Consider the following 24,994-nt stretch of genomic DNA (forward strand, 5'->3'; position numbering starts at 1 on the left):
CCCGGGCGGCCGATCCGCCCGGGACGCCCCCGGTGACCGGTCCGTCAGGTGCCGGGCACGCGGACCAGGCGGAAGCGCTGGTTCCAGTCCCCGTGGCAGGGGAAGTGCTGAACGATCTTGAACTTGCGCCGGGACTTGCCGTACACGTCCATGCAGTCCCCGTTGTAGTACGAGCGGAAGTGCTGGTACCGGCCCGCCCACAGGGCGCGCGGGCTCTCCACGCGCCAGGTGGCGCGCTCCCGGATCAGCACGCCCGTGTCGCAGCGCTCCTGCCGGACGCGCCGGTCGTCCCCCAGCGGGACGGTGGCGCACAGCCCGGTGTGCCGGTTCACCAGCACGACCGCGTGGCCCCAGTTCAGGACGCGCCAGTGGTGGGACGCGTCGTTCCCGCCCGCCTGCAGGACGCCGGGCCCGTCCGGCGTCCACCGCGTCTCGGCCATCAGGCTGCGCCCGCTGTGGCCTGCGATGATGTAGTAGTACGGCCCGTGCCCGGCCTTGGCCGGAGCCGCCGAGGACGGCGTGGTCACGACGGTCGTGGCCAGGACGCCGAGTCCGGCCGCGGCCACGAGCACCGATGTCCGGCGCCGGGCGCGGCGGGATTTTTCGTGCATGACGATCCCCCGAGAACGTGAGTGGGCGCGGTCGTCTCCCGCGGGTCGCGAGAGCCGCCGCGATCACACGCTCGCACCCCGTGTCCTATTCGGCGCCCAACCGGCGGTATCGGGTGATCAAAATTCCCGGTTGGCGTGGGGTGACCCCGGTGCCGGACATGGCACCGGAAGGCGCCGGTGCCGCTCCTGGCCGGGCTCGTGGCCCCTGCACCGAACCATTGCGCTCTGTTGGGGTTAGCCGGAATTCGGCGAGGAGAGATCGCTTCTGTCCGTCCGGACGCCGTCCGCCCTTCTCGCGCGGAGCCCGGACTTCACCAGGCCGCGCCGCCCGCTGATCCACGCGCCCGGCCCGACCATGAGGGGATAGATGCGGGGACTCGTCGTCGTCCTCCCGGCCTACCGGGAGGAAGCCAATCTGGAGACCACGGTGACGGACTTCCTGCGCGTCCTGGACGAGGTCGGCGAGCCGCACCGGATCGTCGTGGTGGACGACGGCAGCGAGGACGGCACGGGCGCGGTGGCCGCCGAGCTGGCCGCCCGCCACCCCGGCCGGGTCGAGGTGGTCCGCCACGACACCAACCAGGGGTACGGCGCCGCCGTGCGCTCCGGCATCGCCGCGGCGCTGGAGCACACCGACTGCGAGGCGGTGTTCCTCACCGACGCCGACGGCCAGTTCCGCGCCCGGCAGCTCCCGGAGTTCCTGGAGGAGGCGCGGCGTGAGCGGGCGGACGTGGTGGTCGGCTACCGGGCCGGCCGCGCCGACCCGCTCGTCCGCCGGGTCAACGGCTACCTGTGGAACCGGATCTGCCGGCTGCTGCTCGGCGTGGCCGTACGCGACGTGGACTGCGCCTACAAGCTGATCGACCGGCGCCTGCTGGAGCGCGTCCGGCTGCGCGGCGACGCGGCGGCGATCTCGCCGGAGCTGCTGGCCCGGTTGCGCGACCTGGACGCGCGCATCGTGCAGCGCCCCGTCGAGCACTTCCCCCGGCGGTACGGCCAGCAGACCGGCGGGTGGCCGTCCGTCATCGCGCGCTCGCTGGTCGCGCTGCTCGGGATCTGGCTGGAGCTGCTCGGGCGGCGACCGGCCGGCCGGGCCGCGCTGCGGCTGGCGCGCCCGCGCGACCCGCTGCTCGCCGGCTTCACGGCGGCGGCCATCGCCGTCTCGATCGTGGCCTGCCTGTACTTCTCGCCCCACGCGCTGGCCTACCTGGACGCCGAGGCGCACATGCTCATCGCCCGCCGGGTGATCAGCGCCTCGACGCCCGGCGTCGCCCAGCTCGGGGCCGTGTGGCTGCCGCTGCCCCACCTGCTCACGCTGCCCACGATCTGGATGGACGCGTGGTACCACTCCGGGCTGGCCGGGACCGTGATCTCGATGGCGGGCTTCGTCATCGCCGCCCGCTGTCTCTACCGGATCGCGCACGTCCTGACCGGGCACCGGCTCGCCGGGCTCGTGGCCGGGCTGATGTTCGTCTCCTGCCCGAACGTGCTCTACCTGCAGAGCACGCCGATGACGGAGCTGCCGCTGATCGCCTGCGTCGCGATGGGCGCGCTCCAGCTCCTGCTGTGGACCCGCACCGGCGACCAGCGCCGCCTCGCGCTCACCGCGGGCGCGGTGCTGCTCGGCACGCTGACCAGGTACGAGGCGTGGGTGTTCGGCATGGCCGTGGCGCTGGTCGTGGCCGGCGTGGCCTGGCGGCGCTCGCCGCGGGGGGAACGGCTGCGCCGCACGGTCGCCGAGGTCGTGTTCTTCACGGTCCTGGCCTGGGCCGGGATCGCCGGATGGGTCGCCTGGAACGCCGTCATCTTCGGCGACCCGCTGTACTTCCTGCGGGGGGAGTTCGCCGAGCCGTCCCTGTGGGTCTCCGGCGACGAGGCCACGCGCGGCGACTGGGCCACCTCCGCGGCGGCGTACTTCTACGCGATGCGCGGGGACATCGGCACCGCCGGGCTCGTGCTCGCGGCCCTGGGGCTCGTGTGCCTCCTCGCGCGGCACCGCCTGCGGGCGGACGCGCTCGTCCCGCTGACCCTGCTGGTGTTCGTGCCGTTCTTCGTCTACGCGCTCTACACCGGGGAGCGCCCGCTCCAGGTCCCCGAGATCAGCGGCAGGCTCTACAACGTCCGGTTCGCGCTGATCATGATCCTGCCGGTGGCCGTCCTCTCCGCCTACCTGGTCGCGGAGGTACGGCGGAGCCTGCGCGCGCCCGTGCGGTTCACCGGGTACGCCGCCGTCGGCGGGGCGCTGGCCGCCACCGGCCTGTCGGCGACCCTGTCCGGCGTGGACACCCTGGAGGAGGCCCAGGGCTTCCGCGCCCGGGCGGAGAACCAGGCGCAGTCCCGCGCGGCGTCCTGGCTGCGCGCCAACTACGACGGCGGGACCGTGCTGATGCAGTCGTTCGGCAACGAGATCATGATGTTCGAGTCCCGCATCCCGCTGCGCCGGGTCGTCTACGAGGGCAGCTTCCGGCAGTGGCGGCCCGCGCTCGCCGATCCCGGGCCGCGCGGCATCCGGTGGATCCACATCGGGCTCGCGCCCACCACCGACGACGACGTCTGGGAGTCCCTGCGCGGCGACCCCGACCTCGACGGCTACACGCTGGTCTACCGCGCTTCCGACCGGCTGGTCTACCGGAGAAAGGACTCATGAGCGCCATCGCCCCGCTTCCCGAGGAGCTGAGCGCCCGGCGGGTGCTCGGCCGCGGCCAGCGCGACGCCGCGCTGCTCGCCCTGGCCGCGCTCGCCGCCGCCGCGGTCGTCCTGGGGGTCCCCGCCGTGGCCACCGCCGGGGTCGCCGTCGTGACCGCCGCCTACACCCTCGTCGTCACGTTCAAGCTGCTGCTGGTCTGCGTGTCCGGCCGGGCTCCGGTGCTGCGGTTCGGCGAGGCGGACCTCGCCGCCGTGCCCGAGGCCGAGCTGCCGCCGTACACGCTGCTCGTGCCGCTCTACCGCGAGCACAAGATGGTCCCGGGGCTCGTCGCCCGGCTGGCGGCGCTGGACTACCCCGCCGACCGCCTCCAGGTGCTGTTCCTGGTCGAGGAGGACGACCAGGAGACCTGGATCGCGCTGGACGACGTCCCCAAGCCGCCGGGGTTCGAGGTGGTCCTGGTCCCGCCGGAGGGCCCGCGCACCAAGCCGAAGGCCTGCAACGTGGGCCTGGCCCGAGCCCGCGGCGACTTCTGCGTGATCTACGACGCCGAGGACCGGCCCGACCCCGACCAGCTCCGCAAGGCGGTGGCGGCCTTCCGCTCGCTGCCCCGCTGGGTCGTCTGCGTGCAGGCCGAGCTGCGGTACTGGAACCCCTGGACCAACTGGCTGACCCGCTGCTTCGCCGCCGAGTACGCCTACAACTTCGGGCTGTTCCTGCGCGGGCTCGACCGCTTCCGGCTGCCGATCCCGCTCGGCGGCACCTCCAACCACTTCCGCGCCGACGCGCTGCGCGACCTCGGCGGCTGGGACCCGCACAACGTGACCGAGGACGCCGACCTGGGGATCCGCATCGCCCGCCGGGGCTGGGGCGTGCGCATGATGGAGTCGGTGACCGAGGAGGAGGCCAACAGCCGCGTCTACAACTGGCTCCGCCAGCGCAGCCGCTGGATCAAGGGCTACTACCAGACCTGGCTGGTCCACATGCGCTCGCCGTGGCGGCTCTGGCGGGAGCTCGGGCCCCGGGGGTTCCTGGCCTTCCACCTCACCTTCGGGTTCCCGACGCTGACGACGCTGGTCAACCCGGTCTTCTGGGCGCTCACCGCGGCGTACCTGGTCGTCGGCCCGGACCCGATCTCGCCGCTCTTCCCCGCCCCCGTCTTCTACGTGGGCGTGCTGGCGATGCTGCTGGGCAACCTGCTGGTGATCTACTCGCTCATGCTCGGCTGCCTGGAGCGGAACCTCCACGGCGCGGTCCCGGCCATGCTGCTGGCCCCGGCGTACTGGGCGCTGATGAGCCTGGCGGCGATCAAGGCGCTGTGCCAGCTCGCCCGGCCGGTCAAGCGCCACTACTGGGAGCTGACCGAGCACGGCCTGGTCACGGAGGCGGACGCCCGTCCCGAGCCCTGGTGGCGGCGGCCCATCCTGCGCCGCCGTGAGGACACCGGCGCGGCCTGACCGTGCCCGCGCCTCAGGCGATGGGCTCGTCGAGGAGGCAGTACGGCGCGTCGCGGCCGGAGTCGTGGAGCACCCGGCCGCGGACGCCGAAGACCTCCGCCAGCAGCGCGGGGGTGATCACCTGGGCGGGCGGGCCGTCTGCGTGGACGCGGCCGGCCGCCAGGGCGACCACGCGGTCGGCGAAGCGGGCGGCGTGGTCCAGCTCGTGCAGCACCGTCACCACCGTCAGGCCGCGCCGATCGCGCAGCTCGCGGACCAGGGCCAGGACCTCCAGTTGGTGGCGCACGTCCAGGTGCGCGGTCGGCTCGTCGAGCAGCAGGACGGGCGCGTCCTGGGCGACCGCCAGCGCCAGCCGTACCCGCTGGCGCTCCCCTCCCGACAGCGTGTCCAGCGCCCGGTCCGCGAGGTGGGCCACGCCCGCCGCCGCCATCGCCGCGTCCGCCGTGCCGTCGTCGGGCTCCCACAGCATCCCCAGCGCCCCCCGGTGCGGGAACCGCCCCTGGCGCACGAGCTGGCGCGCCGTCAGCCCGGGCACCGGCGGCAGGGTCTGGTGGAGCACCGCGACCCGGCGGGAGATCTCGCGGCGCGAGGTCGCGGCCACGTCGCGCCCGGCCAGCCGCACCGAGCCCGCCGCCGGGGCCAGCAGCCCGGAGACCAGCCGCAGCAGGGTGGACTTGCCGCATCCGTTCGTGCCCACCAGCGCCACGAACTCCCCGGCGGCCACGTCGAGGTCCACCCCGCGCAGCACCTCGCGATCGCCGTACGAGAACCGCAGTCCCCGCACGGAGATCGCCGGTCCGGGCGGGTCCTGCGCGCTCACCGGGTCCTGCCGCGCCGCGGCGCGGGTCTCGCCGATCATGAGGTCATCCCTTCGGAGCATGGACGGGGGTACGGACTGACGTCGCCGTCGCGGGGCGGGGAACGCCGGGTCATCCGGGGAGGTGGCGGGAGCGGCGGGCGACCGTGACGAGGACGGCCGCGCCGGCGAGGGCGGTGACGACGCCGGTGGGCACGCCCAGCCGGTGGGCGGCCCCGCCGTCGGCCAGCAGGCGGGTGGCGACCTGGGCGACGGCGTCCGCCAGCGTCACCGCGCCCGCCCCGAGGAGCGCGGCCAGCGGCACGCCCCGGCGCGGGTCGCCCCCGCTCGCCCACCGGGCGGCGTGCGGGACGACCAGGCCGACGAACGAGACGGCCCCGGCCAGGCTCGCGGCCCCGGCGGAGAGCGCGATGGCCGCGCCGAGCAGGAGCGCCCGCGCGACGCGCGGGTTCAGGCCGAGCGACGCGGCGTGCTCGTCACCTCCGGACAGCACCCCGAGCGCGGCCGCGCCGGCCCACGCCAGGAGAGTCCAGCCGCAGACCCACCACCAGCCGTGCGCCAGGTGCTCCCAGACCCGGCCTTCCACCGAGCCGATGAGCCAGCGCAGCGCGTTCCCGAACCTGCTGGGCTGATAGGCGAGCAGCAGCGTGGTGAACCCCGCCAGCAGCGCCCCGCCCAGCAGCCCCGCGACGACCAGCCCCCCGGCGTCGGAGCGGCCCGCGATCACCCAGGTGACCAGCCCGCCCGCCGCCCCGCCCGCGAGCGCCGCCGCGAGCGCGCCCCCGGCCGAGTCCGCCGGGACCAGCCCGGACTGCAGCCCGGCGAGGATGCCCAGCACCGCCCCCGGGTTCACGCCCGTGAACTCCGGGGCCGCCAGCGGATTGCGCAGCGCGGTCTGGAGCACCAGCCCGGCCACGCCCAGCGCGGCCCCGGTGAGCAGCGCGGTCACCAGCCGGGGCGCCCCGAGCTCCGCCACGATCCGGTGGTCCAGCCCGCTCCGGTCCCCCAGCAGCGCCTCGGCCGCCGTCGCGGGGTCCGCGCCCCCGCGCGCCAGCAGGTGCGCCGCCGCCACGGCCAGGAGGCCCGTGACCACCCCGGCCCATCGGAGTACGGCTCGCGCCGGGCTCACGCCGTCCTCCGGGCCAGGACGAGGGCGGCGACGGGGACGCCGGCCAGGGCCGTCCACGCGCCGAGCGGGGTCTCCACCGGGTCGAGGGCGGTCCGGGCGGCCAGGTCGGCGACGACCGTCACCGCCGCGCCCAGGGCCGCCGACCAGGGCAGCCAGGCGCGGGCCTCGCCGTGCGGGCGCAGCCGCCGGGCCAGGAGCGGGGCGAGGAACCCCACCCAGGCCAGCGGGCCGCAGGGCCCGGCCACGCAGCCGACGAGCAGCGCGGACACGGCCAGCACGCCGAGCCGGGCGCGGGCGGCGCGACCCCCGAGCGCGGCGGCGGCCTCGTCGCCCAGCCGGAGCAGCCCGAGCGCGGGCACGCACAGCGCCACCAGCGGGACCGCCACCGCGATCCACGGGGCGACATAGCCGACCTGGTCCCACATCACGCCGGTGAGGCTGCCGACGAGGTAGCGGAAGAGCAGGTCGTACTGGAGGCGGTCGGCGACGGAGAGGACGGCCAGCAGCGACGCCTGGAGGGCGGCGGACACCGCGGCCCCGATGAGCAGGACGGCGGCCGGTGAGCGGCCCAGCCGGGCGGCGGCCAGGCACAGGGCCCCGCCCGCCGCCGCCCCCGCCAGCCCGGCCACCGGGTGCAGCGCGAGCGGCACGGGCAGCGCCCACACGACGCAGACGGCGACGGCCAGCGCCGCTCCCGAGGAGACGCCGATCAGCTCGGGCGCGGCCAGCCGGTTGCGCAGCGCCTCCTGGAGCAGCAGCCCGGCGGCGCCCACGGCGGCCCCGCCGAGCAGGGCCGTGACCAGCCGGGGCAGGCGCAGCTCCCAGACCACCACCGACTCGACCGAGACCGGCGCGCCCTGCCCGGCGGATCCCTCGAAGATCAGCGCCGGCAGGGCGTGCGGCGCGACGAGCGGCGTGCCGAGGCCGAGCGCGGCCACCGCCGCGCCCGCCAGCACGGCCACCGTGACGAGCGCGGGGGCCGCCTGGCGCACGGAGGTCATCCGGCCGCCCTGGCGAACGCCTCGCCGATGATGAGCCCGAACGCGCGCGTGCCCCGCCCGGACGCCCACAGCTCCGGGGCCACCTCGAACACCTTGCCGTTCGCGACCGCGGGCACCCGCTTCCACACCGGGTTGTCCCGGTACAGGTCGGTCACCTTCCTGGCGTCCGGCCCGAACGCGAACGACTGAACGAAGATCATGTCCGGCGCCTTGGCGAGGATCTCCTCAAGGCTGTACGCCTGCGCGGTCTCGAAGCCGCCGCCCTTGCCCGGCCACGGATACCGGAAGAACCCCGACAGGAAGTTCCCGAGCACGTCGTCGGTGGTGTTGACCCCGACCGCGCTCCCGCCGTACATCGCGAGCACGGTCTTGCGGTCCAGCCCGCGCGCCCGCGCCTCGGCGCGGGCGGCGGCGAGCCGGGCGCGGAACCGGTCCTCCGCCACGGCCTGTGCCTCGCCCCGGCCGGTGAGGGCGGCGACGGCGCGCAGGTACCCGACCGAGTCCTCGTGGTCGTCCACCTTCACCACCCACAGCGGCGCGAACCTCTCCACCGCCGCGCGGAGCTGGTCGTGCACCCCGGCCAGCCCGATCACCAGGTCGGGCTCCAGCTCGGCGATCCTCGCGACGTCCTCGTTGCCGAAGCTCCCCGGCACCACGGGCACCTTCGCGCCCGCCGCCCCCAGGTAGTCGGGCCGCGTCAGCAGCTTGGGCGTGGTCGTCGCCGCCGGGACCAGCCCCAGCTCGACGAGGATGTCATCGCAGATCCCGGTCAGGCACACGATCCGGCGCGGCCTGTCCCGCAGGGTGATCCGCTTCCCGTCCGGCCCGGTCACCGAGAGCGAGTGCGCCACGGCCGTCGCGCGGGGCACGGGCGACGGGCTCGCCGCGCCCACGGCGGGACTCGCCGGGCTCGCCGGGCTCGTGGGGCTCGTGGGGCTCGCGGCGCTCGCGGAGGCGGCGGACCGCGCCCCGGCGTCCGGCCCGGTCCCGCCGCACGCGGCGAGGAGCCCGGCCATCGCGATCATCCCGGCCAGCGCCCGCGTCCTGCCGTACGGCGTGCCGCCCGCCCGCCCCCGGCCGTACGGCGTGGCCGGCGCGGCGCGGCGGAGGCGGGCGGAGGGCGGCCGGAGGCGGGCTCCGCCGGGCTCGGGGGAACGGGGGGTCGGACTGGACATCGGGCTCCTCGTACGGCGGGTCAGGGAGGGCGAAAGCGGCAATAATGAAAATCGTTGCCAGATCTGGACAATGAAAATCATTACCACTTACTCTGACGTTTCGCCAAGACCGGAGAGCTCGTGGCCGCGCCCGGCGCGGACGTCGGAGGGGTAAGTGATCGTTCATCGGAGGCTGGTACGGCTCGCCGGGCAGGTGACCGGGCAGGTCGCGGCGTGCGCGGGACTCGGGCTGGCGGTGTCGGCGGCCTACGTCGGGCAGGCGGTGCTGCTGGCCGCGGCGCTCGCCGAGGTGGCGCGGGGCCGGCCGGACGCCGCGGTGACGCCGCTGGCCTGGGCGTTCGCCGTGATCGCGGGGCGGGCCGCGCTGCTGTGGGCGCGGGAGACGGTCACCGTGTGGGCCGGGGCGCTGATCCGGGCGCGGCTGCGGGACCGGCTGGTCGCCCGGCTGGGGGAGCTCGGGCCCGCGTACCTCACCGGCACCCGCACCGGGCGGGCCCAGACCACGCTGGTGGACGGGGTCGAGGGGCTGGACGCCTACTTCAGCCGGTACCTGCCGCAGGTCGTCGTCACGTTCTGCGTGCCCGTGGCCCTGGTGGCCTGGCTGGCCACGATCGACGCGACCGCGGGCGCCGTGCTCGGGGCGGCGGTCGCGGGCGTGCTGGTGATCCCGCGCCTCTGGGACGTCACGCTGCTGCGGCGGGGGCGCGAGCGCTGGGCCGCCTTCGCCGAGCTGGCCTCCGACCACCTGGAGGCGATGCAGGGGATGGCCACGCTCCGCGCGTTCGGGGCCGCCGGGCGGCTGGGCGCGCGGCTGGCCGGCCGGGCGCACGACCTCTACCTGACCACGATGCGGCAGCTCCGGGTGTCGCTGGTGGAGACCGGGGTGAGCGCCTTCCTCGTGCAGGCGGGCACGGCCGGGGCGGCGCTGGTGGCGGCCGGAGGACGGCTGGACGCCCGCGAGGCGTTCACCGTGCTCCTGGTCGCGGTCGAGTGCTTCCGGCCGGTGCGGAACCTGTCGGAGTACTGGCACGCCGGCTACCTGGGCGTCTCCGCCGTGGACGGCCTCGGGGAACTGCTCACCGCCGAGCCCGCCGTACGCGACACGGGTCGCCGCGCCGACATCCCGCGCCACGCCCCCCGTGTCCGCTTCGAGCACGTCACCTTCACCTACCCGGGGCGCGACCGCCCCGCCGTGCACGACCTGAGCCTCACGATCGAGCCCGGCGAGACCGTGGCGCTCGTCGGGCCGTCGGGCGCGGGCAAGTCCACCTGCGCCGCGCTGCTCCAGCGGCACGTGGACCCCGGCGCGGGACGGATCACGCTCGACGGCACCGACCTGCGCGAATGGCGGCTGGACGCCCTCCGCGCGGGCATCGCCGTGGTCGCCCAGGACACCTACCTCTTCCACGGCACCGTGGCCGACAACCTCCGGCTCGCCCGCCCCGGCGCGACCGACGAGGAACTGGTGGCCGCCTGCGCCGCCGCCGGGGCGCACGAGTTCGTCGCCGCGCTGCCCGCCGGCTACGAGACGCGGCTCGGCGAGCGGGGCGGCACGCTCTCGGGCGGGCAGCGGCAGCGGCTCGCGCTGGCCCGGGCGCTGCTGGCCGACGCGCCCGTGCTCGTGCTGGACGAGGCCACCTCGCACGTGGACCCCCGCGCCGAGGCCGCGATCGCCCAGGCCCTGGCCCGGGCCCGGCGCGGCCGCACCTGCCTGGTGATCGCGCACCGGCTGTCCGCCGTGCGCGACGCCGACCGGATCGTGGTGCTCGCGGACGGGGCGGTCGCCGAGTCCGGCGGCCACGACGACCTGCTCGCCGCCGCCGGGCCGTACACCCGTCTCGTCGCCGCCCAGGAGCTCCCCGCATGACCGCGAACCCCGGCCCCACCCCGCCCTCCCGCGCCACCGGGTCCCCGATGCGGTGGCTCGCCGGGCACGTCTCCGCGCACCGCCGCGCGTTCCTCTCGACGCTCGTGTCCAACCTGGCCGGGCAGCTCGGCGCGTTCGCGGCGGGGGTGCTCGGGGCCTGGCTGGTCGGGCGGGCCATCGCGGGCGAGGCGGCCCCGCTCGACGTCGCCGGGGCCGCGCTCGGCGCGCTCGTCGTCGTGGTCACGCTGGCCACCTGGTGGGAGATGTACGTCGCGCACGACCTGGCCTACCTCGTCCTGGCGCGGCTGCGCGGCGTCGTCTACGACGCGGTCGCGCGGACGGCCCCCGCCCGATTGCTCGGGCGGCGCAGCGGGGACCTGTCCGCCGCCGCGCTGTCCGACGTGGAGACCCTGGAGTGGCTGTTCGCGCACACGCTCGCCCAGCTCATCACCGCCGCGGTCGTGCTGGCCTGCGGCGTGGCCGGGGCGGCGCTGCTCGACCCGTGGCTGCCGGCGGTCTCGCTGCCGGTGTCCTGCCTCGTGCTCGCCGTGCCGCTGTGGCTGCGGCGGCTGTCCGCGCGGCACGGCGACGAGCTGCGCGCCGCCACCGCCGAGCTGACCTCGGACGTGGTGGACACCGTGCAGGGGCTGCGGGAGCTGACGGCGTTCGGCGCGCTCGGCCGGCGGCGCGAGCTGCTGGCCTCGCGCACCCGCCGGCTCGCGCGGGCGCAGGCGGCGAACGCGGCGCGGGGCGGGCTGGAGGCCGCCGTCACGGACCTGCTGCCCGCGGTCGCGGCGGCCGCCACCCTGCTCATGGTCGCGGCGCTGCTGCGCGCCGGGTCGCTGGAGCCCGCCCACGGCCCGGTCGCGATGGTGCTCGCCGCCGCCTCGCTCGGTCCCGCCTCCCAGGTCGCGCTGCTGCTCAAGGAGTACGGCACGCTGCGCGCCGCGGCGGGCCGCGTCCACGCGCTGGCCACCGCCCCGGCCAACGTCGCCGAGCCCCCCGCGCCCGTGCCCGTGCCCCGGCCCGCGGGCGGGGTGGTGTTCGAGGACGTGCGGTTCAGGTACACCCCGGACGGGCCCGAGGTCCTGCGCGGCGTCTCCTTCGAGGTGCGGCCCGGCCAGACCGTCGCGCTGGTCGGCCCCTCGGGCGCGGGCAAGTCCACGTGCGTCTCCCTGCTGCTGCGCTACTGGGACCCCGACGAGGGCCGGATCCTGCTCGGCGGCGTCCCCCTCGACGCGGTCGCGGACGACGAGCTGCGGCGGCTGGTCACGGTGGTCCCGCAGGACGTCCACCTGTTCGCCGGGACCATCGAGGACAACGTCAGGCTCGGCGTGCCCGGCCTGGATCCCGTACGGCTCGCGCGGGCCGCCGCCGACGCCCAGCTCGGGGAGCGCGAACTGCCTGACGGCCTGCGCACGGCGGCGGGCGAGCGCGGCGTGGCGCTGTCGGGCGGGCAGCGGGCCCGGGTCGCGGTGGCGCGGGCGCTGGCCGTGGACGCGCCCGTGCTCGTGCTGGACGAGGCGGTCGCCAACCTCGACGCCGAGAACGAGGCCCGCCTCGCCGCGGCCCTGGACGCCGCCCGCGAGGGGCGCGCGACCCTCGTCGTCGCGCACCGGCCGTCCACGATCCGCCGCGCCGACCACATCGTGGTGCTGGAGGACGGCCGGGTCGCCGAGCAGGGGACCTTCCAGGAGCTGACCTCCCGCCCGGCCGGCCGCCTGTCCCGGCTCCTCGCCCACGATCCCCGCCCGGCGGCCTGACGGGCGGGGGTCGTGGCCGCGGCGCCCCCGCCGGGGACCGGGGCAGGCTCCGGCGGGGGCGTCCGCACGCCCGGCAGGAGGTGTCCGCGCCCTCGGCGGCGTCCGCGCACCCCGGAGGGGGCGTCCGCGCGCCGCGGCCCCGCCGTACGGCGAAAGCGGTGGCCGGGCGGAGTAGAGGACAGGTCCTGGCCTACTCACACCGTAGCTTTTCGGATGTCGGCACCACCGAGGACGAAGAAACGGGGAAACAGATGTCCGTCGAGATTCGCCCCTTCCGCATCGAGATCGCCCAGGAGGACCTGGACCACCTGCGCGACAGGCTCGCCCGCACGCGGTGGGCGGGCGCGCTGCCCGGGGCGGCGTGGAGCCGCGGCGTCCCCGTGGCGTACCTGAGGGAGCTGGCGGAGTACTGGGGCACGGAGTACGACTGGCGGGCGGCGGAGGCGGCGCTGAACGCGTTCCCGCAGTTCGTGACGGAGATCGACGGGCAGGACGTGCACTTCCTGCACGTGCGCTCGCCGGAGCCGGGCGCGACGCCGCTGATCATGACCCATAGCTGGCCGAACTCGATCGCCGAGTTCATGAAGGTCATCGGCCCGCTGACGGACCCGCGGGCGCACGGGCTCGACCCGTCCCGGGCCTTCCACGTCGTGGCCCCCTCGCTGCCGGGGTTCGGGTTCTCCCGCTTCCCCGAGCCGGCGGACGAGCGGCCGTGGAGCATCGAGCGGGTGGCCCGCGCCTGGGCCGAGCTGATGAGCCGCCTCGGGTACGACCGCTACGGCGCCCACGGCAACGACGCGGGCGCGGTGGTCACGCCGCGGCTCGCCGCCATCGCCCCCGAGCACGTGATCGGCGCGCACATCACCGCCGGCCTCGGCATCCCCACCGGAGACCCGGCCCAGCTCGACGTGCTGACCGAGGAGGAGCGCGCCGGGCTCGCGGCGCAGGCCGAGTGGTGGGCGGGGGGCAGCGGGTACGGCCCCTACCTGTCCAGCAGGCCGCAGACCCTGGCGTACGGCTTCGCCGACTCGCCGGTCACGCTGCTGGCCTACCTGGTCGAGCGGTACAAGGAGTTCGACGGCTGGCCCGCGGAGGACGTCCCGGCCGAGCCGTTCGACCGGGACCAGTTCCTCACCACCGTGTCGCTGTACTGGCTCACGGACACCGCCGGCAGCGCCATGTGGCCGTACTACGAGGGCGCGGCGGGCCTGCCCATCGACCAGGACCTCGTCCCGACCGGCGTCTCCCACGGCGGGCCGGAGACCTTCCGCAAGATCGCCGCGCGCGGTAACCGGATCGTCCACTGGGGCGGCCGCGAGGCCGGCAGCCACATGGTCTCCATGGCCGACCCCGAGGGCGTCGTCGCCGACCTCCGCGAGTTCTTCGCCGCCCTGGACTGACCCACGGCGTACGGCTCCCGCCAGGTGATCCGGGTTCTCCGGGGGCGCGCGCCCCCGGAGACGTGACTAACGGCGCGGACGGGGCAGACCGGTACGCATGAGTGAATCCTCCGACGCCCTCAAGGATCTGTACCGGCGCTGGCTGTCCGACGTGTGGACCGGGGACTTCGACGCGATGAGGGACATCGTCACCTCGGACGCCGTCGGGCACTGGCCCACCCAGGACGTGCACGGGCCCGACGGGTTCGCCGCGCAGATCCGGCAGTCCCACGAGTACTTCCACGGCATCCGCACGAACCTCGACGTCGGCCCCTTCGTCGAGGGGGACCTGGTCGCCGCCCGCTGGACCTTCTACGGCTCCTACCGGGGCGGGATCCCCGGCGCCACCGCGCCCGAGGGCACCGAGGTCGCCTTCACCGGCCACGACATCTTCCGGGCCGAAGGCGACCGCTTCGCCGAGTACTGGGTCGTCTCCGACGTCCTCGGCATGATGACCCGCCTCGGTGCCATCCCCTCCTGACGCCGGGGCGGGGTCATACGGTCAGCCGGACAGCCGGACAGCCGGACAGCCGGACAGCCGGTCAGGCGGTCAGGCGGTCAGGCGGAGGCCGTGGCCGATCGGGAAGAGGGGGTTCTCGGTGTCGCCGGGGACGTCCTCGCGGCTGCGGCGGACCTCGTCCATCGAGCTGGGGAGCTCGAAGGGGAGGCGGCCCTCGGGCGTGGCGCGGCCGAAGACGACGTCGAGGAAGGCCCGGTCGCCCGCGCCGTACTCCCCGAGCACGGCCGCGGCGCGGGCGGCGATCTCGGGGATCACCGCGGGGCGCTCCAGGCGGATGGACACGACCGTGGGGACCTTGTCCAGGAGGGCCAGGATCTCCGCCAGGCGGTCCTCGGCGAAGGCCAGCGAGCCGCAGTGGAAGAACGTCTCGAAGAAGCCGCCGGTCCGGGGCTCGTACGGGGACTCCAGGCGGAGCAGGGCGAAGTCCGCCCCCTCCGGCCCGGCCGCCACCTCGGCGTACTCGGCCAGGATCGCCGGGTCCACTCCCTCGGCGTACACCCGGGGACGCCCGCGCAGCGGGAGCACGCGGTCGCCGGTGAGCACGGTGAAGGAGCGGCGCTGCGCCTCCTCGCCCAGCTCGCGGAACCCGGCCGCGCCCACGATCTCCTCGGCGCGGTCCGGGTCCACGTAGCGGTTCTCGAACAGGCCCAGGCGGAACTTCTCGCGCAGCAGCCGCCGCACGGACACGTCGATCCGCTCCTCGGCGATCCGGCCCGACCGCACCAGCTCGACGACCAGCTCGGGGCACTTCTCGCCGCCGAACTGGTCCACCCCGGCGTCGAGGGCCTTGGCGGCGCGCTCGATCGGGGTCAGGTGCTCCACGCCCCACGCCTTGGCGGGCTCCAGGAACGGGCCGATCCTGGCCTCGTCGAGAAGCTGCCAGTCGGTGCAGACGATGCCGTCGAAGCCCAGCTCCTCGCGGAGCAGCCCGGTGATGATCCCCTTGTTGAAGCCGAAGCCGACCTCCTCGTGCTCGGTGCCGACCGGCTTGCCGTAGTACGGCATCATCTGGGTGGCCCCGGCCGCGATCGCCGCCTTGAACGGCTTGAGATGGTAGTCGAAGTTCCCGCCCGGATAGACCTGCTCCTGCCCGTACGGGAAGTGCGGGTCCTCGCCGTCGAGCTGCGGGCCGCCGCCGGGGAAGTGCTTGACCATCCCGGCCACGCTCTCGGGCCCGAACTCCGGCCCGCGCAGCCCCTCCAGGTACGCCGCGACCAGCTCCGACGTCAGGTCCGCGTCCGCCCCGAAGGTGCCGGAGATGCGCGGCCAGCGCGGCTCGGTGGCCAGGTCGATCTGCGGGTGCAGCGCGACGCGGATGCCCACGGCGAGGTATTCGCGGCGGACCACGTCGGCGTGCCGCCGTACCAGGTCCGCGTCGCCGATCGCGGCCAGGCCGGTCGTCTCGGGCCACTGGGAGAAGGCCCCGGCGAGCGCGCCCGTGCCCGGGTTGTCGGTGAACGCGTGGCGCGGGTCGGTCGAGATCGTGACCGGGATGCCCAGCCGCGTCTCGGCGGCCATGGCCTGGAGGTGGTTGTGCCACTCGGCGAGCTGCCGCGCGCCGCCCCCGCCGAGCAGGTTGAAGTGGCTCATCAGCCTGCCGCGCACCATCTCGGTGGTGGTCACGTCGCCGGGCTGCGCGGCCGGGTCCTCGACGGGAGTGCCGTCGGGGTTCATGGCCAGCATCGTGTGGAACATGAGGCCGGCCTTCTCCTCCAGCGTCATGCGCCCGAGGAGGTCCTCGACCCGCTCCTCCACGGGGAGCGACGGGTCCTGGTACGGCAACATCTGCGGATTCCCTTCCGGGTCGGCGGGGTCAGCGGACTCCGCGGACGAACTGGACGGCGACCGCGCCCAGCACGCCGGCGACGGCGCCGAAGACGAACAGCGCGGAGTAGTTCCCGGTGCCGCCGCCGATGGCCAGCAGGGCCGGGGCGATGATCGGCACGAGCGACTGCGGCAGGGCGTTGCCGATGTTGAGCACGCCCATGTCCTTGGCGGACTCCGCCGGGTTCGGCAGGACGGCGGCGGCGAGCGCGACGTCCACGGCCAGGTACAGGCCCTGCCCGAAGCCGAACAGGAACACCGCGACCAGGAACATCGGCAGCGAGTTCACCAGCGCGACGATCAGCAGCGCGAAGCCGGTCAGCGCCGCCGAGAAGATGACGTACGGCTTGCGCCGCCCCGACCGGTCCGACAGCACGCCGCCGAGGATCGAGCCCGCGACGGTGCCGACGGTCATCACCAGGGTGGTCAGGAAGATCTTGTCCGCGACCTGGTCGGGCCGGAAGCCCAGCCGGTCGATCAGGTAGTAGGCCTGGTAGCTCGTGAGCGAGGCCATGCCGAGGAAGACCATGAACCGGCCGAGCCAGTTCCAGCCGAAGTCCCGGTGCCTGACGGGGTTCACCCAGAAGCTGCGCAGGAACTCCTTGATCCCGTACGGCTTGAGCGCGGCGCGGTCGGCGGGCGCGTCCTTGAGCACGGCGACCAGCCAGACGACGCCGGCGAGGCCGAGGAGGCCGGGGATCACCATCATGAGCAGCGCGTTCCCGCCGGCGGCCTGCGCGACGAACGTGCCCGCGACCATGGCGACCGGGGTCATCATGCCGACCAGGCCGGACACGCGGGCGCGCTGGTGGTCGGGGACGCGGTCGGGGATGATCGAGGTCAGCGCGGCCAGGGCGGCGTTGACGCCGAGCTGCGCGAGCGCCCAGCCGAGGGTCAGCACGGGGATCGAACCGCCGAGGGCCACGATCGCCAGGCCGATGAGACCGACGGTCATGCCGCCCAGCAGCCACGGGCGGCGGCGGCCGAACCGGCTGGTGGTGCGGTCGGAGAGGGCGCCGAAGAGCGGGTTGGCCACCAGCGCGAGCACCGCGCCGACGGACAGCACCGCGCCGAGGCTCTGCGCGCGGGTGTCGGGGGCGACCTGGGCGACCCGGATCGCCAGCGTGACGATCACCGGGGTGAGGATCGCGGTGTACGCGCCGAAGGTGGCCGCCACGAGACCGGCGACCAGCCGTACGGGGGCGTTGGCGGCGGGGGCGCCGGGGGCGAGAGCGCCGGGGGCGGCGAGGGCCGCGTCAGCGGCGAGGGCGGCTTCCGGGGCGGCGGTCGCGTTCCCGGCGGGGGAGACGTGCCGGACGGCGAGACCGTCCGCTCCCCCCGCGCTGTCCCCATGAACCTGTGTCATGGGTACCTCCTCAGCGAGGCTTGATGCACTGTTTGGGGTTATACGCGCCAAATGTCCAGCTATCTGGCGGGTGCGTACACGGTATGTAAAAACCGAGTGATTAGTAAGTTTCCGTGGTGTGATTCCGGTCACTCTTGCCGCCTGCCGGGGTCGCCGTCCCGTGGCCCCGGCCGGGGCGGGCGCTCGCCGTACCTAGGCTGAGCGCGTGAGCACCCGCACCCCCCGCCGCGCGCCCGAGCCCGCCGCCCGACGTTCCGGCCCGGGCAGCCGGGGCGGGTACGCCGTGGGCGACGCGCGCCGCCGGCGCATCATCGAGGTGGCGATCGGGCACTTCGCCGACCGGGGATACCACGCGTCCTCGCTGGCGAGGATCGCCGAGGAGGCGGGCATCACCCAGGCCGGGGTGCTGCACCACTTCCGCAGCAAGGAGGGGCTGATGCTGGCGGTGCTCGGGCACCGCGACGAGCTGGCCGGGGAGCGGGAGTTCCGCGGCGAGCCCCCGGCCGGGGTGGAGACTCTGCGCCGGCTGCTGCGGCTGGTCGAGTTCAACACCACCCAGCCCGGGCTGCTGCGCATGTTCACCACGCTCGCCGGGGAGGCCGCCGACCCCGACCACCCGGCGCACGCCTACTTCGCCGAGCGGTACGCCTGGACCGCCGGGCAGACCGAGTCCTCGCTGCGCGCGGGCGTCGCGCGGGGTGAGCTGCGCGAGGGCATCGCGTGCCGGGAACTGGCGCGCGAGATCATCGCCGTGATGGACGGGCTCCAGATCCAGTGGTGCCTGCGGCCGGGGTCGGTGGACATGGTCGCGCAGTTCGCGGCGTACGCCGACCGGCTGGCCAGGTCGATCACCGTGGACGGGAGCGGGCTGGACGCGCCCGCCGCCCCCGGTGAGGAGCCGCCCGCCGCGGCGCCGGCCGGGGCGGCCCGGCCGCAGGGGCGCGCGGCCGGCGGGCGGGGCGTCCCGGCCGACGAGCGGGCGGCCGACGAGCGGTCGCGCGGGCGGCGGGAGGAGATCCTGCTCGCGGCGCTGGACGTGTTCGCCGAGCGCGGGTTCCGGGGCGCGTCGCTGGCGGCCGTGGCCGAGCGGGCCGGGCTGTCCCAGCAGGGCCTGCTGCACTACTTCCCGAGCAAGGAACGGCTGCTCATCGGCATGCTCGACCTGCGGGAGCGCATCGACGCGCTGCGCCTGCTGGCCGACGGGACCGCGCCGCCGCGGCTGGAGCAGATCACGCAGCTCGCCGAGTACAACGCGGGGCGCCCTGGCGTGGTCCAGGCGTTCACCGTGCTGTCGGCCGAGAGCGTGACCGAGGATCACCCGGCGCGGGAGTACTTCGTGGAGCGGTACGCCCGGATGCGCGAGCGGGTCGAGGAGTCGCTGCGGGCCGAGCTGGGGGACCGGCTGCCCGGCGGGCTGTCCCCCCGCGACGCGGCGGCGCTGCTGCTCGCCGTACAGGACGGGGCGCAGCTCCAGTGGCTCCTGGACCCGGACGAGGTGGACCTGCCGGGACTGGTCGCGGCGTTCGCCCGGCTCCTGCGCGAGGACGACGCGCGCTCGCGGGCACCCCGAAACCCGTGTGCATAACGAACAGGTAACTACATCTACCGGATGGTCGGTCGGATGCCTGGGGCCGCCCGCCGCCGGAGCCCAGGGGAGTTCCAGGGTCGCGGCGTACGGCGGTGCGGGGGCGGGCGGCCGCCGTACGGGCGCCGGGGGCGGCGGGCGCCGGTGGGGGTCTCTTGGGGAAGACGCGGCGTCCCCTTTCCGAACTGGGCGAACTCCTGGGCCCGGTCGCGCGTTGCGGCATTCAGGGGAGGTGAGAAGGCTCACCTCGGCTTTCCCGGCGCGGCGCGGACGCGAGCGATAGATTCCGTGGCGCGCGGACACGAGCAGAGGAGAACGAACGTGGTCTTCAAGCGAATGCTGAGCGCCTTCGGCGTCGGAGGCCCGACGGTGGACACCGTCCTGGCCACGACCCGGATCGTGCCCGGCGAGGCGATCACCGGTGAGGTTCGCATCCAGGGCGGCGACGTGGACGCCGAGATCGAGAACGTCACGCTGGCCCTGGTCACCCGCGTCGAGGCCGAGCACGGCGGCGGCGAGTCGGTGGGCAACCTGGAGTTCCTGCGCGCGGAGGTCTCCGGGCCCTTCCGCATCGCCTCCGGTGAGCGCCGCGACATCCCCTTCCAGATCACCACGCCCTGGGAGATCCCGGTCACCGAGATCATGGGCCGTCCGCTGCACGGCATGGCCCTCGGCGTCCGCACCGAGCTGGCCATCGCCAAGGCCGTGGACAAGGGCGACCTCGACATGTTCGCCGTGGCCCCCCTCCCCTCCCAGGAAGCGGTCCTGCGCGCGTTCGGCGCCCTCGGCTTCAAGTTCCGCAGCGCCGACCTGGAGATGGGCCGCATCTCCGGCTCCGGCCAGCGCCTCCCCTTCTACCAGGAGATCGAGTTCTACCCGCCGGCCCAGCACGCGGGCCGGATCAACGAGGTCGAGCTCACCTTCGTGACCGACCCCGGCGGCATCGACGTGATCCTGGAGGCCGACAAGCGCGGCGGGTTCTTCAGCGACGGCCAGGACGTGTACGGCCGCTTCAAGGTCACCCACGCCCAGGCCGAGCAGATGGACTGGCCCGCCGAGATCGGCCGCTGGCTCGACAAGGTCGCCTCCCGCCGCGGCGCCCACCACACCTCCTACGACCACCGCCACCACGACCACGGTCACCACGGCCACCACGGCGGCCCCGGCATGGGCACCATGGCCGCGGCGGGGGCCGCGGGCATCGTCGGCGGCTTCGTCGCGGCCGAGGCGATCGACGAGATCGGCGACTTCTTCGAGGGCGACGAGTAACCACCTGCGGAGGGCCGCCCTACCACCTCCGGCGGCCCTCCCCGCCGTCCCGGCCTGCTTCACCGGCCGCCCCTCGCCCGGGGGGCGCGGCCTCCTCATGCCCGTCCGCGGCTTTCGTCCCCGCGCCGCGGGCAAAGAATGCGCGATCGGGGCCAGGTCGCGGCGCCGCCCGTGAGAGGGTCTCCGCGTCACCTCCCGGCGGCCGCCGCGCTCCCGCGTCCTCGCGGCGTGCCCCGCGCCCCTGCCGTGATCTCGCGATCGGGTCCGGCGGCCCCGGGACCATCAGCGCCTCGACCAGGTGGGGAACGTGGACTCCGCAGACCCGATCGCCCTCAGGAAAGCGTTCCGGCGCGCGGGGGCGGGGACGCCCGTGGCGCTCGTGCTCGTCGTCCTCGCCGCCGGGGCCGGCCTCGCGGGCGGGGCGGGAGTCGTACGCCCTCGGGCCGACCTGGACGTGCTGTTCGTGGGGGCGCATCCGGACGACGAGTTCCAGTCGCTGGCGGCGTTCGGGCAGTGGGGGGAGCGGGACGGGGCGCGCGTCGGGGTGGCGACCGTGACCCGGGGCGAGGGTGGCGGGAACGCCGCGGGACCGCAGGAGGGGGCGGCCCTGGGGCTGATCCGGGAGCGTGAGGAGCGCGCCGCCGTCGCCCACGCTGGGATCGAGGACGTCTACTACCTCGACAAACCGGACTTCTGGTACACCCTGTCGGCTCCGCTGACGCGGCGCGTGTGGGACGGCAGCACGGGCCGGGACACGCTGGAGCGGCTCGTGCGGCTGATCCGGGCCACGACCCCGGAGACCGTGGTGACCATGGACCCCCGTCCGTTCGTACGGCACGGCGGGCACCAGCACGGCGCGCACCAGCTCTCGGCCCGCCTCGCGATCGAGGCGTTCCGGCTGGCGGGCGACCCCGCGGCCTTCCCCGGCCAGCTCGGCCGCGAGGGCTACCGGCCGTGGCGGGCCTCCCGGCTGCTGGCGCAGAACTGGGGACTGCCCGGGCCTACGGGCCCCGGCTGCGCGACGGCCGCGCCGCGCGACCCCGCGAGCGGGCTGCCGCAGCTCGGCGTGTGGGAAGGGGCCTGGTCGCGGCGGCACGGCACCACCTGGGCCCAGGTGGAGCGGAACGCCGAACGCGAATACGTTACCCAGGGCTTCGCCGCCCGCCCCGCCCGGATCACCACCCCCCGCCCGCGCCTGGCCTGCGACTGGTTCACCCTGCTCGCGGACCACGCCCGCCCCGTCCGCCCGGCGCCGGCCGTACGGCCATCGGGGCCGGCGGAAGCGGACGCTGAGCGGACGGACGCGGCGACGACGGAGACGGCGGAGGCGGACGCCGCGCCGACGGAGACGGACGCGGGCGCGGAGACGGACGCGGGCGCGGAGACGCCGGGGACGGACGTTGGCGCGACGGCGGCGGATGCGGGGGCGGCGCGCGCGGCCGGGGGGCGGCCGGGGGCGCCGGGGGCCGGAGTCGGGGATCGGCCGGTGGGTGAGCGGCCGCTGTACGCGGGGTTCCGGGAGTGGGCGCGGCGGGTGGGGATGCCGTGGCTGGCGGAGCGCGCCACGCCGGAGTATCCCCGGCTCCCGGCGCTCGCGGTCCCGGCCGCGAGGCGGCGCCCGGTGGTGGACGGGAAGGGCTCGGCCGGGGAGTACCCGGGGCGGCGCGCGCGGCTCTCTCACTGGGAGGGGACGCGGTGCGCGTCCGGCGCGGACTGCTCGGCCACGGTACGGCTGGCGCGCCACCGGCACGATCTCTACGCGCTGTTCGAGGTCGCCGACGACGTCCGGGGCGCGGCCCTGGCGGCGGGGGACTGCAAACGCCACTGGCGCACGGACTCCGTCGAACTCGCCCTCGACCCCCGCGGCGACTCCGACGACACCTCCACCACGTTCAAGCTGGCGGTCCTCCCCTTCTCCGCGGAGGGCCCGCCCTGCGCCGCCCGTGACGCCGACTTCCACCAGGGCCCCGCCCGCCGTACGGCCCCCGGCACGCGCGTCGCCGCCACCGTGCGCGGGCCGTACCGGGGGTACACGGTCGAGATCAAGATCCCCCTGACCGCCCTCCCCGCCCGGATCGACCCGGAGCGCCTGACCGCCAACGCCCTCGTCTACGACTCCGACACCGAAGACAAGACCTCCCAGTCCCGCCTGGCCCTGTCCCCCCACGGGAGCGCCCAGGCCGACCCCTACCTCTGGCGCCCCCTCCACCTGCGCCACCCCGCCCCCTGGACCCCGCAAGGCCCACCAAAGATCCCCATGGAAGCGGCCCGGAGCACCCAATCCCCACCCTCGATGGCCCAATCCCGCCGCACCGGCGTCCCCCCAGGAGCGGCCCCCCGCCGCCTCCACCCCGAATAACCCATCCTCCAGAGGCGCGGCCAACCCCGAAGCGCCCCGCGACCCGTGCCCGAAACGTGCCGTGATCTGCAATCGCGGCAGTTCCGCCGGGGGTCTCGGCGATTGCCGGCGGGGGTGGATGGGGCCTCCGCGGGGTGGGCGGCAAGGGGACGGTTCCGGAGTAACCCCTGGCACCGTGAGGGTCAGGCCCCCGAAGTGCTGGGGCGGCCCCTGCCGGAAGCACGCGGTGACGCGGCCCGACGCGCGCGTGGTCCCGAACCGTGCCCTGATCTTGCGATTCCGCGCTGCGTGGACACCGCCCGAGGCCCCGGCGGTCGGCGGTGGAGGTGCGGAATCGCAAGATCACGGCGAGGGCATGGCTCCGGCGGGGCGGGGGCGGAGCCAGGCGGTCAGCCAGGCGGTTTCGGTGGCGGCGTCCAGGAGGTAGACGGGGCTGATGCGGCCTCGGGGGACGTAGGTGAGGTCTATGGCCAGGAGGGTGGTGGCGGTGGCCAGGCCGAGGCGGCGGGCCGTGGCGACGCCTTCGGGGGTGTCGGGCGCGCGGAGCTGGGCGTAGCCGATGCCGATCAGGAGGCCGGCGACCACGCGGACCAGCCAGTCGTCCTCCTTGGGGCCGAAGACGCGCTCGAAGCCGCGCATCCCGAGCAGGGGCCACACGCCCGAGACGATGTTGAACAGGCCGTGGGCGCGCGCCGTGGCCAGTCCGGGTCTGCCGGTTCCCATGAGTGGGGGGTGCCCTCAGAGGTGCGGGAGAAACCGGGTGAGCTGCGGATATGTACGGCGAAAGCGCTAGTCGCCGGACGGAGCGGGTAGGGGGCGGACGAGCCTTGAGGAGGTGGTCCGGTGACGATTCCCGAGGAGACGTCCGCTCACCCACGGCCCGACGAGGGCGCGCGGCACGGCAGGCTGACCGCGCGGCCCGTCTACGGGGTGGGGGCCTCGGAGCCCGGGACGTACCGGCTGGACGGGCAGGCGCTCCTGCGCGTGCCGGAGGGGGCCGGGGAGGAGCGCGCGCGGCTGGCCGTGGTGCTCCACGGGGCGGGCGGTACGGCGGAGCAGGCGCTGGAGTGGCTGGCCCCGGCGGCCGACCTGAGCGGGGCGCTGCTGCTGGCGCCGCAGGCGCTCGCCTCCACCTGGGACATGATCGTGGGCGGGTACGGCGCCGACGTGGCCCGGCTCGACGCGGCGCTGAAGGAGGTCTTCGCCCGCGAATGGGTGGACGTGGACGGCGTGGCGGTGGCCGGGTTCTCGGACGGCGCGTCGTACGCGCTCTCGCTCGGCGTGGCCAACGGCGACCTGTTCAGGAACGTGCTCGCGTTCTCGCCGGGCTTCATGGCCCCGATGGTCCGGCACGGGTCGGCGCGCTTCTTCGTGGCGCACGGGACGCGTGACGCCGTACTGCCGGTGGACGCGTGCAGCCGCCGGATCGTGCCCGCGCTGAGCGCCGCCGGGTACGAGGTCTCCTACACCGAGTTCGACGGCGGCCACGAGGTCCCCGCCGGAATCGCCGCGCAGGCCGTGGCGTGGTGGTTCGATGCCCCTGACCAGGATTAACGCCCGACTCATAAGGAATATGAGTCCCTTGTGCGCCACCTGGCCACACCGAGCACGACCCTTAAGGAGCAACGGGATGACCGTCCCGGAAGAGAATCGCCCCAAGACCACCGAGACCGACCAGGAGCTGACCCGCCAGGCCCGGCGGACGGCCAAACGCGAGTCCCGCGACCGCGGCCGTCCGGAGGAGTCCACCGAGATGGCCTACCAACTCCGCAAGGCCATGTCCGAAGCCGACCTCGACCGCGAGGACCTGACCCGCGGCAACCAGTAGACCCCGGCCGAAGCACCTACGGCCCCTCACTCCGGAGGGGCCTCACATCCCGCCCAGCTCCCGGCCGAGCGCCGCCCCACGGGCCGGTTCGGCCGCCGCGCCCGGCCGCATCCGGCCTCGTCGCCCCGGTTCAGCGCGCCGCCCGGCCGCATCCGGCTCGCCGCTGACCACGCGTTCGTCGCGGGCCCCGCGGACCGATCCCGCTCATGCCGTACGGCCGCGCGAGCCCGTCCAGCCCACGCCGCCCACGCCGCTCACGCCGTCAGACCGCCCACGCCGCACGGCCGCACGGGCCGGACGAGCCGCCTGATCCGATCCGCCCAAGGCCCGGATCGGCCTG

General features: G+C 75.4%; 19 protein-coding genes. 11 read left to right on the forward strand and 8 right to left on the reverse strand.

What is annotated here, in order from left to right; all coding sequences use genetic code 11:
• Positions 1-44: 44 nt before the first annotated feature.
• A complete protein-coding gene (locus D5H75_RS30790) occupies positions 45-611 on the reverse strand; it encodes an RICIN domain-containing protein (RefSeq protein ID WP_147425317.1) in 567 nt (188 codons plus the stop codon).
• A gap of 367 nt (positions 612-978) precedes the next feature.
• Here D5H75_RS30790 and D5H75_RS30795 point away from each other — a divergent pair, with 367 nt between their 5' ends.
• Positions 979-3,258: a glycosyltransferase gene (locus tag D5H75_RS30795; RefSeq protein WP_119930081.1), complete on the forward strand. Its 2,280-nt coding sequence runs from the start codon at positions 979-981 to the stop codon at positions 3,256-3,258.
• A complete protein-coding gene (locus tag D5H75_RS30800) occupies positions 3,255-4,712 on the forward strand; it encodes a glycosyltransferase family 2 protein (protein ID WP_119930082.1) in 1,458 nt (485 codons plus the stop codon). The genes D5H75_RS30795 and D5H75_RS30800 overlap by 4 nt, the downstream gene beginning before the upstream one ends.
• A 13-nt stretch (positions 4,713-4,725) precedes the next feature.
• On the opposite strand, the gene D5H75_RS30805 is transcribed toward D5H75_RS30800, so the two are convergent.
• From D5H75_RS30805 to D5H75_RS30820, 4 genes are all read right to left on the reverse strand, one after another.
• Positions 4,726-5,571 carry an ABC transporter ATP-binding protein gene (locus D5H75_RS30805; RefSeq protein WP_119930083.1) on the reverse strand — a complete coding sequence of 282 codons (846 nt, stop codon included), beginning with the start codon at positions 5,569-5,571 and terminating at the stop codon, positions 4,726-4,728.
• A gap of 70 nt (positions 5,572-5,641) precedes the next feature.
• Positions 5,642-6,658 (reverse strand): iron chelate uptake ABC transporter family permease subunit, encoded by a 1,017-nt coding sequence (locus D5H75_RS30810; RefSeq protein ID WP_202638656.1) that lies wholly within the window; start codon positions 6,656-6,658, stop codon positions 5,642-5,644.
• A complete protein-coding gene (locus D5H75_RS30815) occupies positions 6,655-7,659 on the reverse strand; it encodes an iron chelate uptake ABC transporter family permease subunit (protein WP_119930085.1) in 1,005 nt (334 codons plus the stop codon). Before D5H75_RS30815 ends, D5H75_RS30810 begins: the two co-directional genes overlap by 4 nt.
• Positions 7,656-8,834, reverse strand: a complete 1,179-nt coding sequence (locus tag D5H75_RS30820; RefSeq protein ID WP_119930086.1) for an ABC transporter substrate-binding protein — start codon at positions 8,832-8,834, stop codon at positions 7,656-7,658. Before D5H75_RS30820 ends, D5H75_RS30815 begins: the two co-directional genes overlap by 4 nt.
• Before the next feature lie 154 nt (positions 8,835-8,988).
• Here D5H75_RS30820 and D5H75_RS30825 point away from each other — a divergent pair, with 154 nt between their 5' ends.
• The 4 genes from D5H75_RS30825 to D5H75_RS30840 all read left to right on the forward strand — a co-directional run bounded on the left by D5H75_RS30825 (position 8,989) and on the right by D5H75_RS30840 (position 14,384).
• The gene (locus D5H75_RS30825) at positions 8,989-10,701 is read left to right on the forward strand and encodes an ABC transporter ATP-binding protein/permease (protein ID WP_119930087.1); all 1,713 of its coding nucleotides are present in this window, start codon (positions 8,989-8,991) and stop codon (positions 10,699-10,701) included.
• Positions 10,698-12,464, forward strand: coding sequence for an ABC transporter ATP-binding protein (locus D5H75_RS30830; RefSeq protein ID WP_119930088.1), 1,767 nt, complete (start codon positions 10,698-10,700; stop codon positions 12,462-12,464). Before D5H75_RS30825 ends, D5H75_RS30830 begins: the two co-directional genes overlap by 4 nt.
• A 251-nt stretch (positions 12,465-12,715) precedes the next feature.
• Entirely contained in the window at positions 12,716-13,864 is a 1,149-nt protein-coding gene (locus tag D5H75_RS30835; protein WP_119930089.1) for an epoxide hydrolase family protein, read from the forward strand.
• Between the two features lie 97 nt (positions 13,865-13,961).
• Positions 13,962-14,384 (forward strand): ester cyclase, encoded by a 423-nt coding sequence (locus D5H75_RS30840; RefSeq protein ID WP_119930090.1) that lies wholly within the window; start codon positions 13,962-13,964, stop codon positions 14,382-14,384.
• Positions 14,385-14,453: 69 nt separating this feature from the next.
• Here D5H75_RS30840 and D5H75_RS30845 read toward each other — a convergent pair whose 3' ends face one another.
• Both D5H75_RS30845 and D5H75_RS30850 read right to left on the reverse strand, forming a co-directional pair.
• Positions 14,454-16,208: a glycoside hydrolase family 3 protein gene (locus tag D5H75_RS30845; RefSeq protein WP_119930091.1), complete on the reverse strand. Its 1,755-nt coding sequence runs from the start codon at positions 16,206-16,208 to the stop codon at positions 14,454-14,456.
• 28 nt (positions 16,209-16,236) lie between these two features.
• Complete coding sequence (locus D5H75_RS30850) at positions 16,237-17,613, reverse strand: MFS transporter (protein ID WP_119930092.1); 1,377 nt, start codon at positions 17,611-17,613, stop codon at positions 16,237-16,239.
• 205 nt (positions 17,614-17,818) lie between these two features.
• Here D5H75_RS30850 and D5H75_RS42055 point away from each other — a divergent pair, with 205 nt between their 5' ends.
• From D5H75_RS42055 to D5H75_RS44350, 3 genes are all read left to right on the forward strand, one after another.
• A complete protein-coding gene (locus tag D5H75_RS42055; RefSeq protein ID WP_202638657.1) occupies positions 17,819-19,198 on the forward strand; it encodes a TetR/AcrR family transcriptional regulator in 1,380 nt (459 codons plus the stop codon).
• A 321-nt stretch (positions 19,199-19,519) separates the two neighbouring features.
• The gene (locus tag D5H75_RS30860; RefSeq protein ID WP_119930093.1) at positions 19,520-20,467 is read left to right on the forward strand and encodes a sporulation protein; all 948 of its coding nucleotides are present in this window, start codon (positions 19,520-19,522) and stop codon (positions 20,465-20,467) included.
• A 307-nt stretch (positions 20,468-20,774) separates the two neighbouring features.
• Positions 20,775-22,826: a PIG-L family deacetylase gene (locus D5H75_RS44350; RefSeq protein WP_202638658.1), complete on the forward strand. Its 2,052-nt coding sequence runs from the start codon at positions 20,775-20,777 to the stop codon at positions 22,824-22,826.
• A gap of 342 nt (positions 22,827-23,168) precedes the next feature.
• Here D5H75_RS44350 and D5H75_RS30875 read toward each other — a convergent pair whose 3' ends face one another.
• Positions 23,169-23,549 (reverse strand): hypothetical protein, encoded by a 381-nt coding sequence (locus tag D5H75_RS30875; protein WP_119930094.1) that lies wholly within the window; start codon positions 23,547-23,549, stop codon positions 23,169-23,171.
• Between the two features lie 120 nt (positions 23,550-23,669).
• On the opposite strand from D5H75_RS30875, the gene D5H75_RS42065 reads away from it, so the two are divergent.
• A complete protein-coding gene (locus D5H75_RS42065; protein ID WP_202638659.1) occupies positions 23,670-24,380 on the forward strand; it encodes an alpha/beta hydrolase in 711 nt (236 codons plus the stop codon).
• Between the two features lie 76 nt (positions 24,381-24,456).
• A complete protein-coding gene (locus D5H75_RS30885) occupies positions 24,457-24,654 on the forward strand; it encodes a hypothetical protein (protein ID WP_119930095.1) in 198 nt (65 codons plus the stop codon).
• Positions 24,655-24,994: the final 340 nt, after the last annotated feature.

Origin of the sequence: Bailinhaonella thermotolerans (genome assembly GCF_003594875.1) — a bacterium.
Taxonomy (GTDB): Bacteria; Actinomycetota; Actinomycetes; order Streptosporangiales; family Streptosporangiaceae; genus Bailinhaonella; species Bailinhaonella thermotolerans.

Bases quoted from the DNA above. Each gene is read 5' to 3' on its own strand.
- D5H75_RS30790 (WP_147425317.1), bottom strand. From the start codon at position 611: ATGCACGAAAAATCCCGCCGCGCCCGGCGCCGGACATCGGTGCTCGTG.
- D5H75_RS30795 (WP_119930081.1), top strand. From the start codon at position 979: ATGCGGGGACTCGTCGTCGTCCTCCCGGCCTACCGGGAGGAAGCCAAT.
- D5H75_RS30800 (WP_119930082.1), top strand. From the start codon at position 3,255: ATGAGCGCCATCGCCCCGCTTCCCGAGGAGCTGAGCGCCCGGCGGGTG.
- D5H75_RS30805 (WP_119930083.1), bottom strand. From the start codon at position 5,571: ATGATCGGCGAGACCCGCGCCGCGGCGCGGCAGGACCCGGTGAGCGCG.
- D5H75_RS30815 (WP_119930085.1), bottom strand. From the start codon at position 7,659: ATGACCTCCGTGCGCCAGGCGGCCCCCGCGCTCGTCACGGTGGCCGTG.
- D5H75_RS30820 (WP_119930086.1), bottom strand. From the start codon at position 8,834: ATGTCCAGTCCGACCCCCCGTTCCCCCGAGCCCGGCGGAGCCCGCCTC.
- D5H75_RS30830 (WP_119930088.1), top strand. From the start codon at position 10,698: ATGACCGCGAACCCCGGCCCCACCCCGCCCTCCCGCGCCACCGGGTCC.
- D5H75_RS30835 (WP_119930089.1), top strand. From the start codon at position 12,716: ATGTCCGTCGAGATTCGCCCCTTCCGCATCGAGATCGCCCAGGAGGAC.
- D5H75_RS30840 (WP_119930090.1), top strand. From the start codon at position 13,962: ATGAGTGAATCCTCCGACGCCCTCAAGGATCTGTACCGGCGCTGGCTG.
- D5H75_RS30845 (WP_119930091.1), bottom strand. From the start codon at position 16,208: ATGTTGCCGTACCAGGACCCGTCGCTCCCCGTGGAGGAGCGGGTCGAG.
- D5H75_RS30850 (WP_119930092.1), bottom strand. From the start codon at position 17,613: ATGACACAGGTTCATGGGGACAGCGCGGGGGGAGCGGACGGTCTCGCC.
- D5H75_RS30875 (WP_119930094.1), bottom strand. From the start codon at position 23,549: ATGGGAACCGGCAGACCCGGACTGGCCACGGCGCGCGCCCACGGCCTG.
- D5H75_RS30885 (WP_119930095.1), top strand. From the start codon at position 24,457: ATGACCGTCCCGGAAGAGAATCGCCCCAAGACCACCGAGACCGACCAG.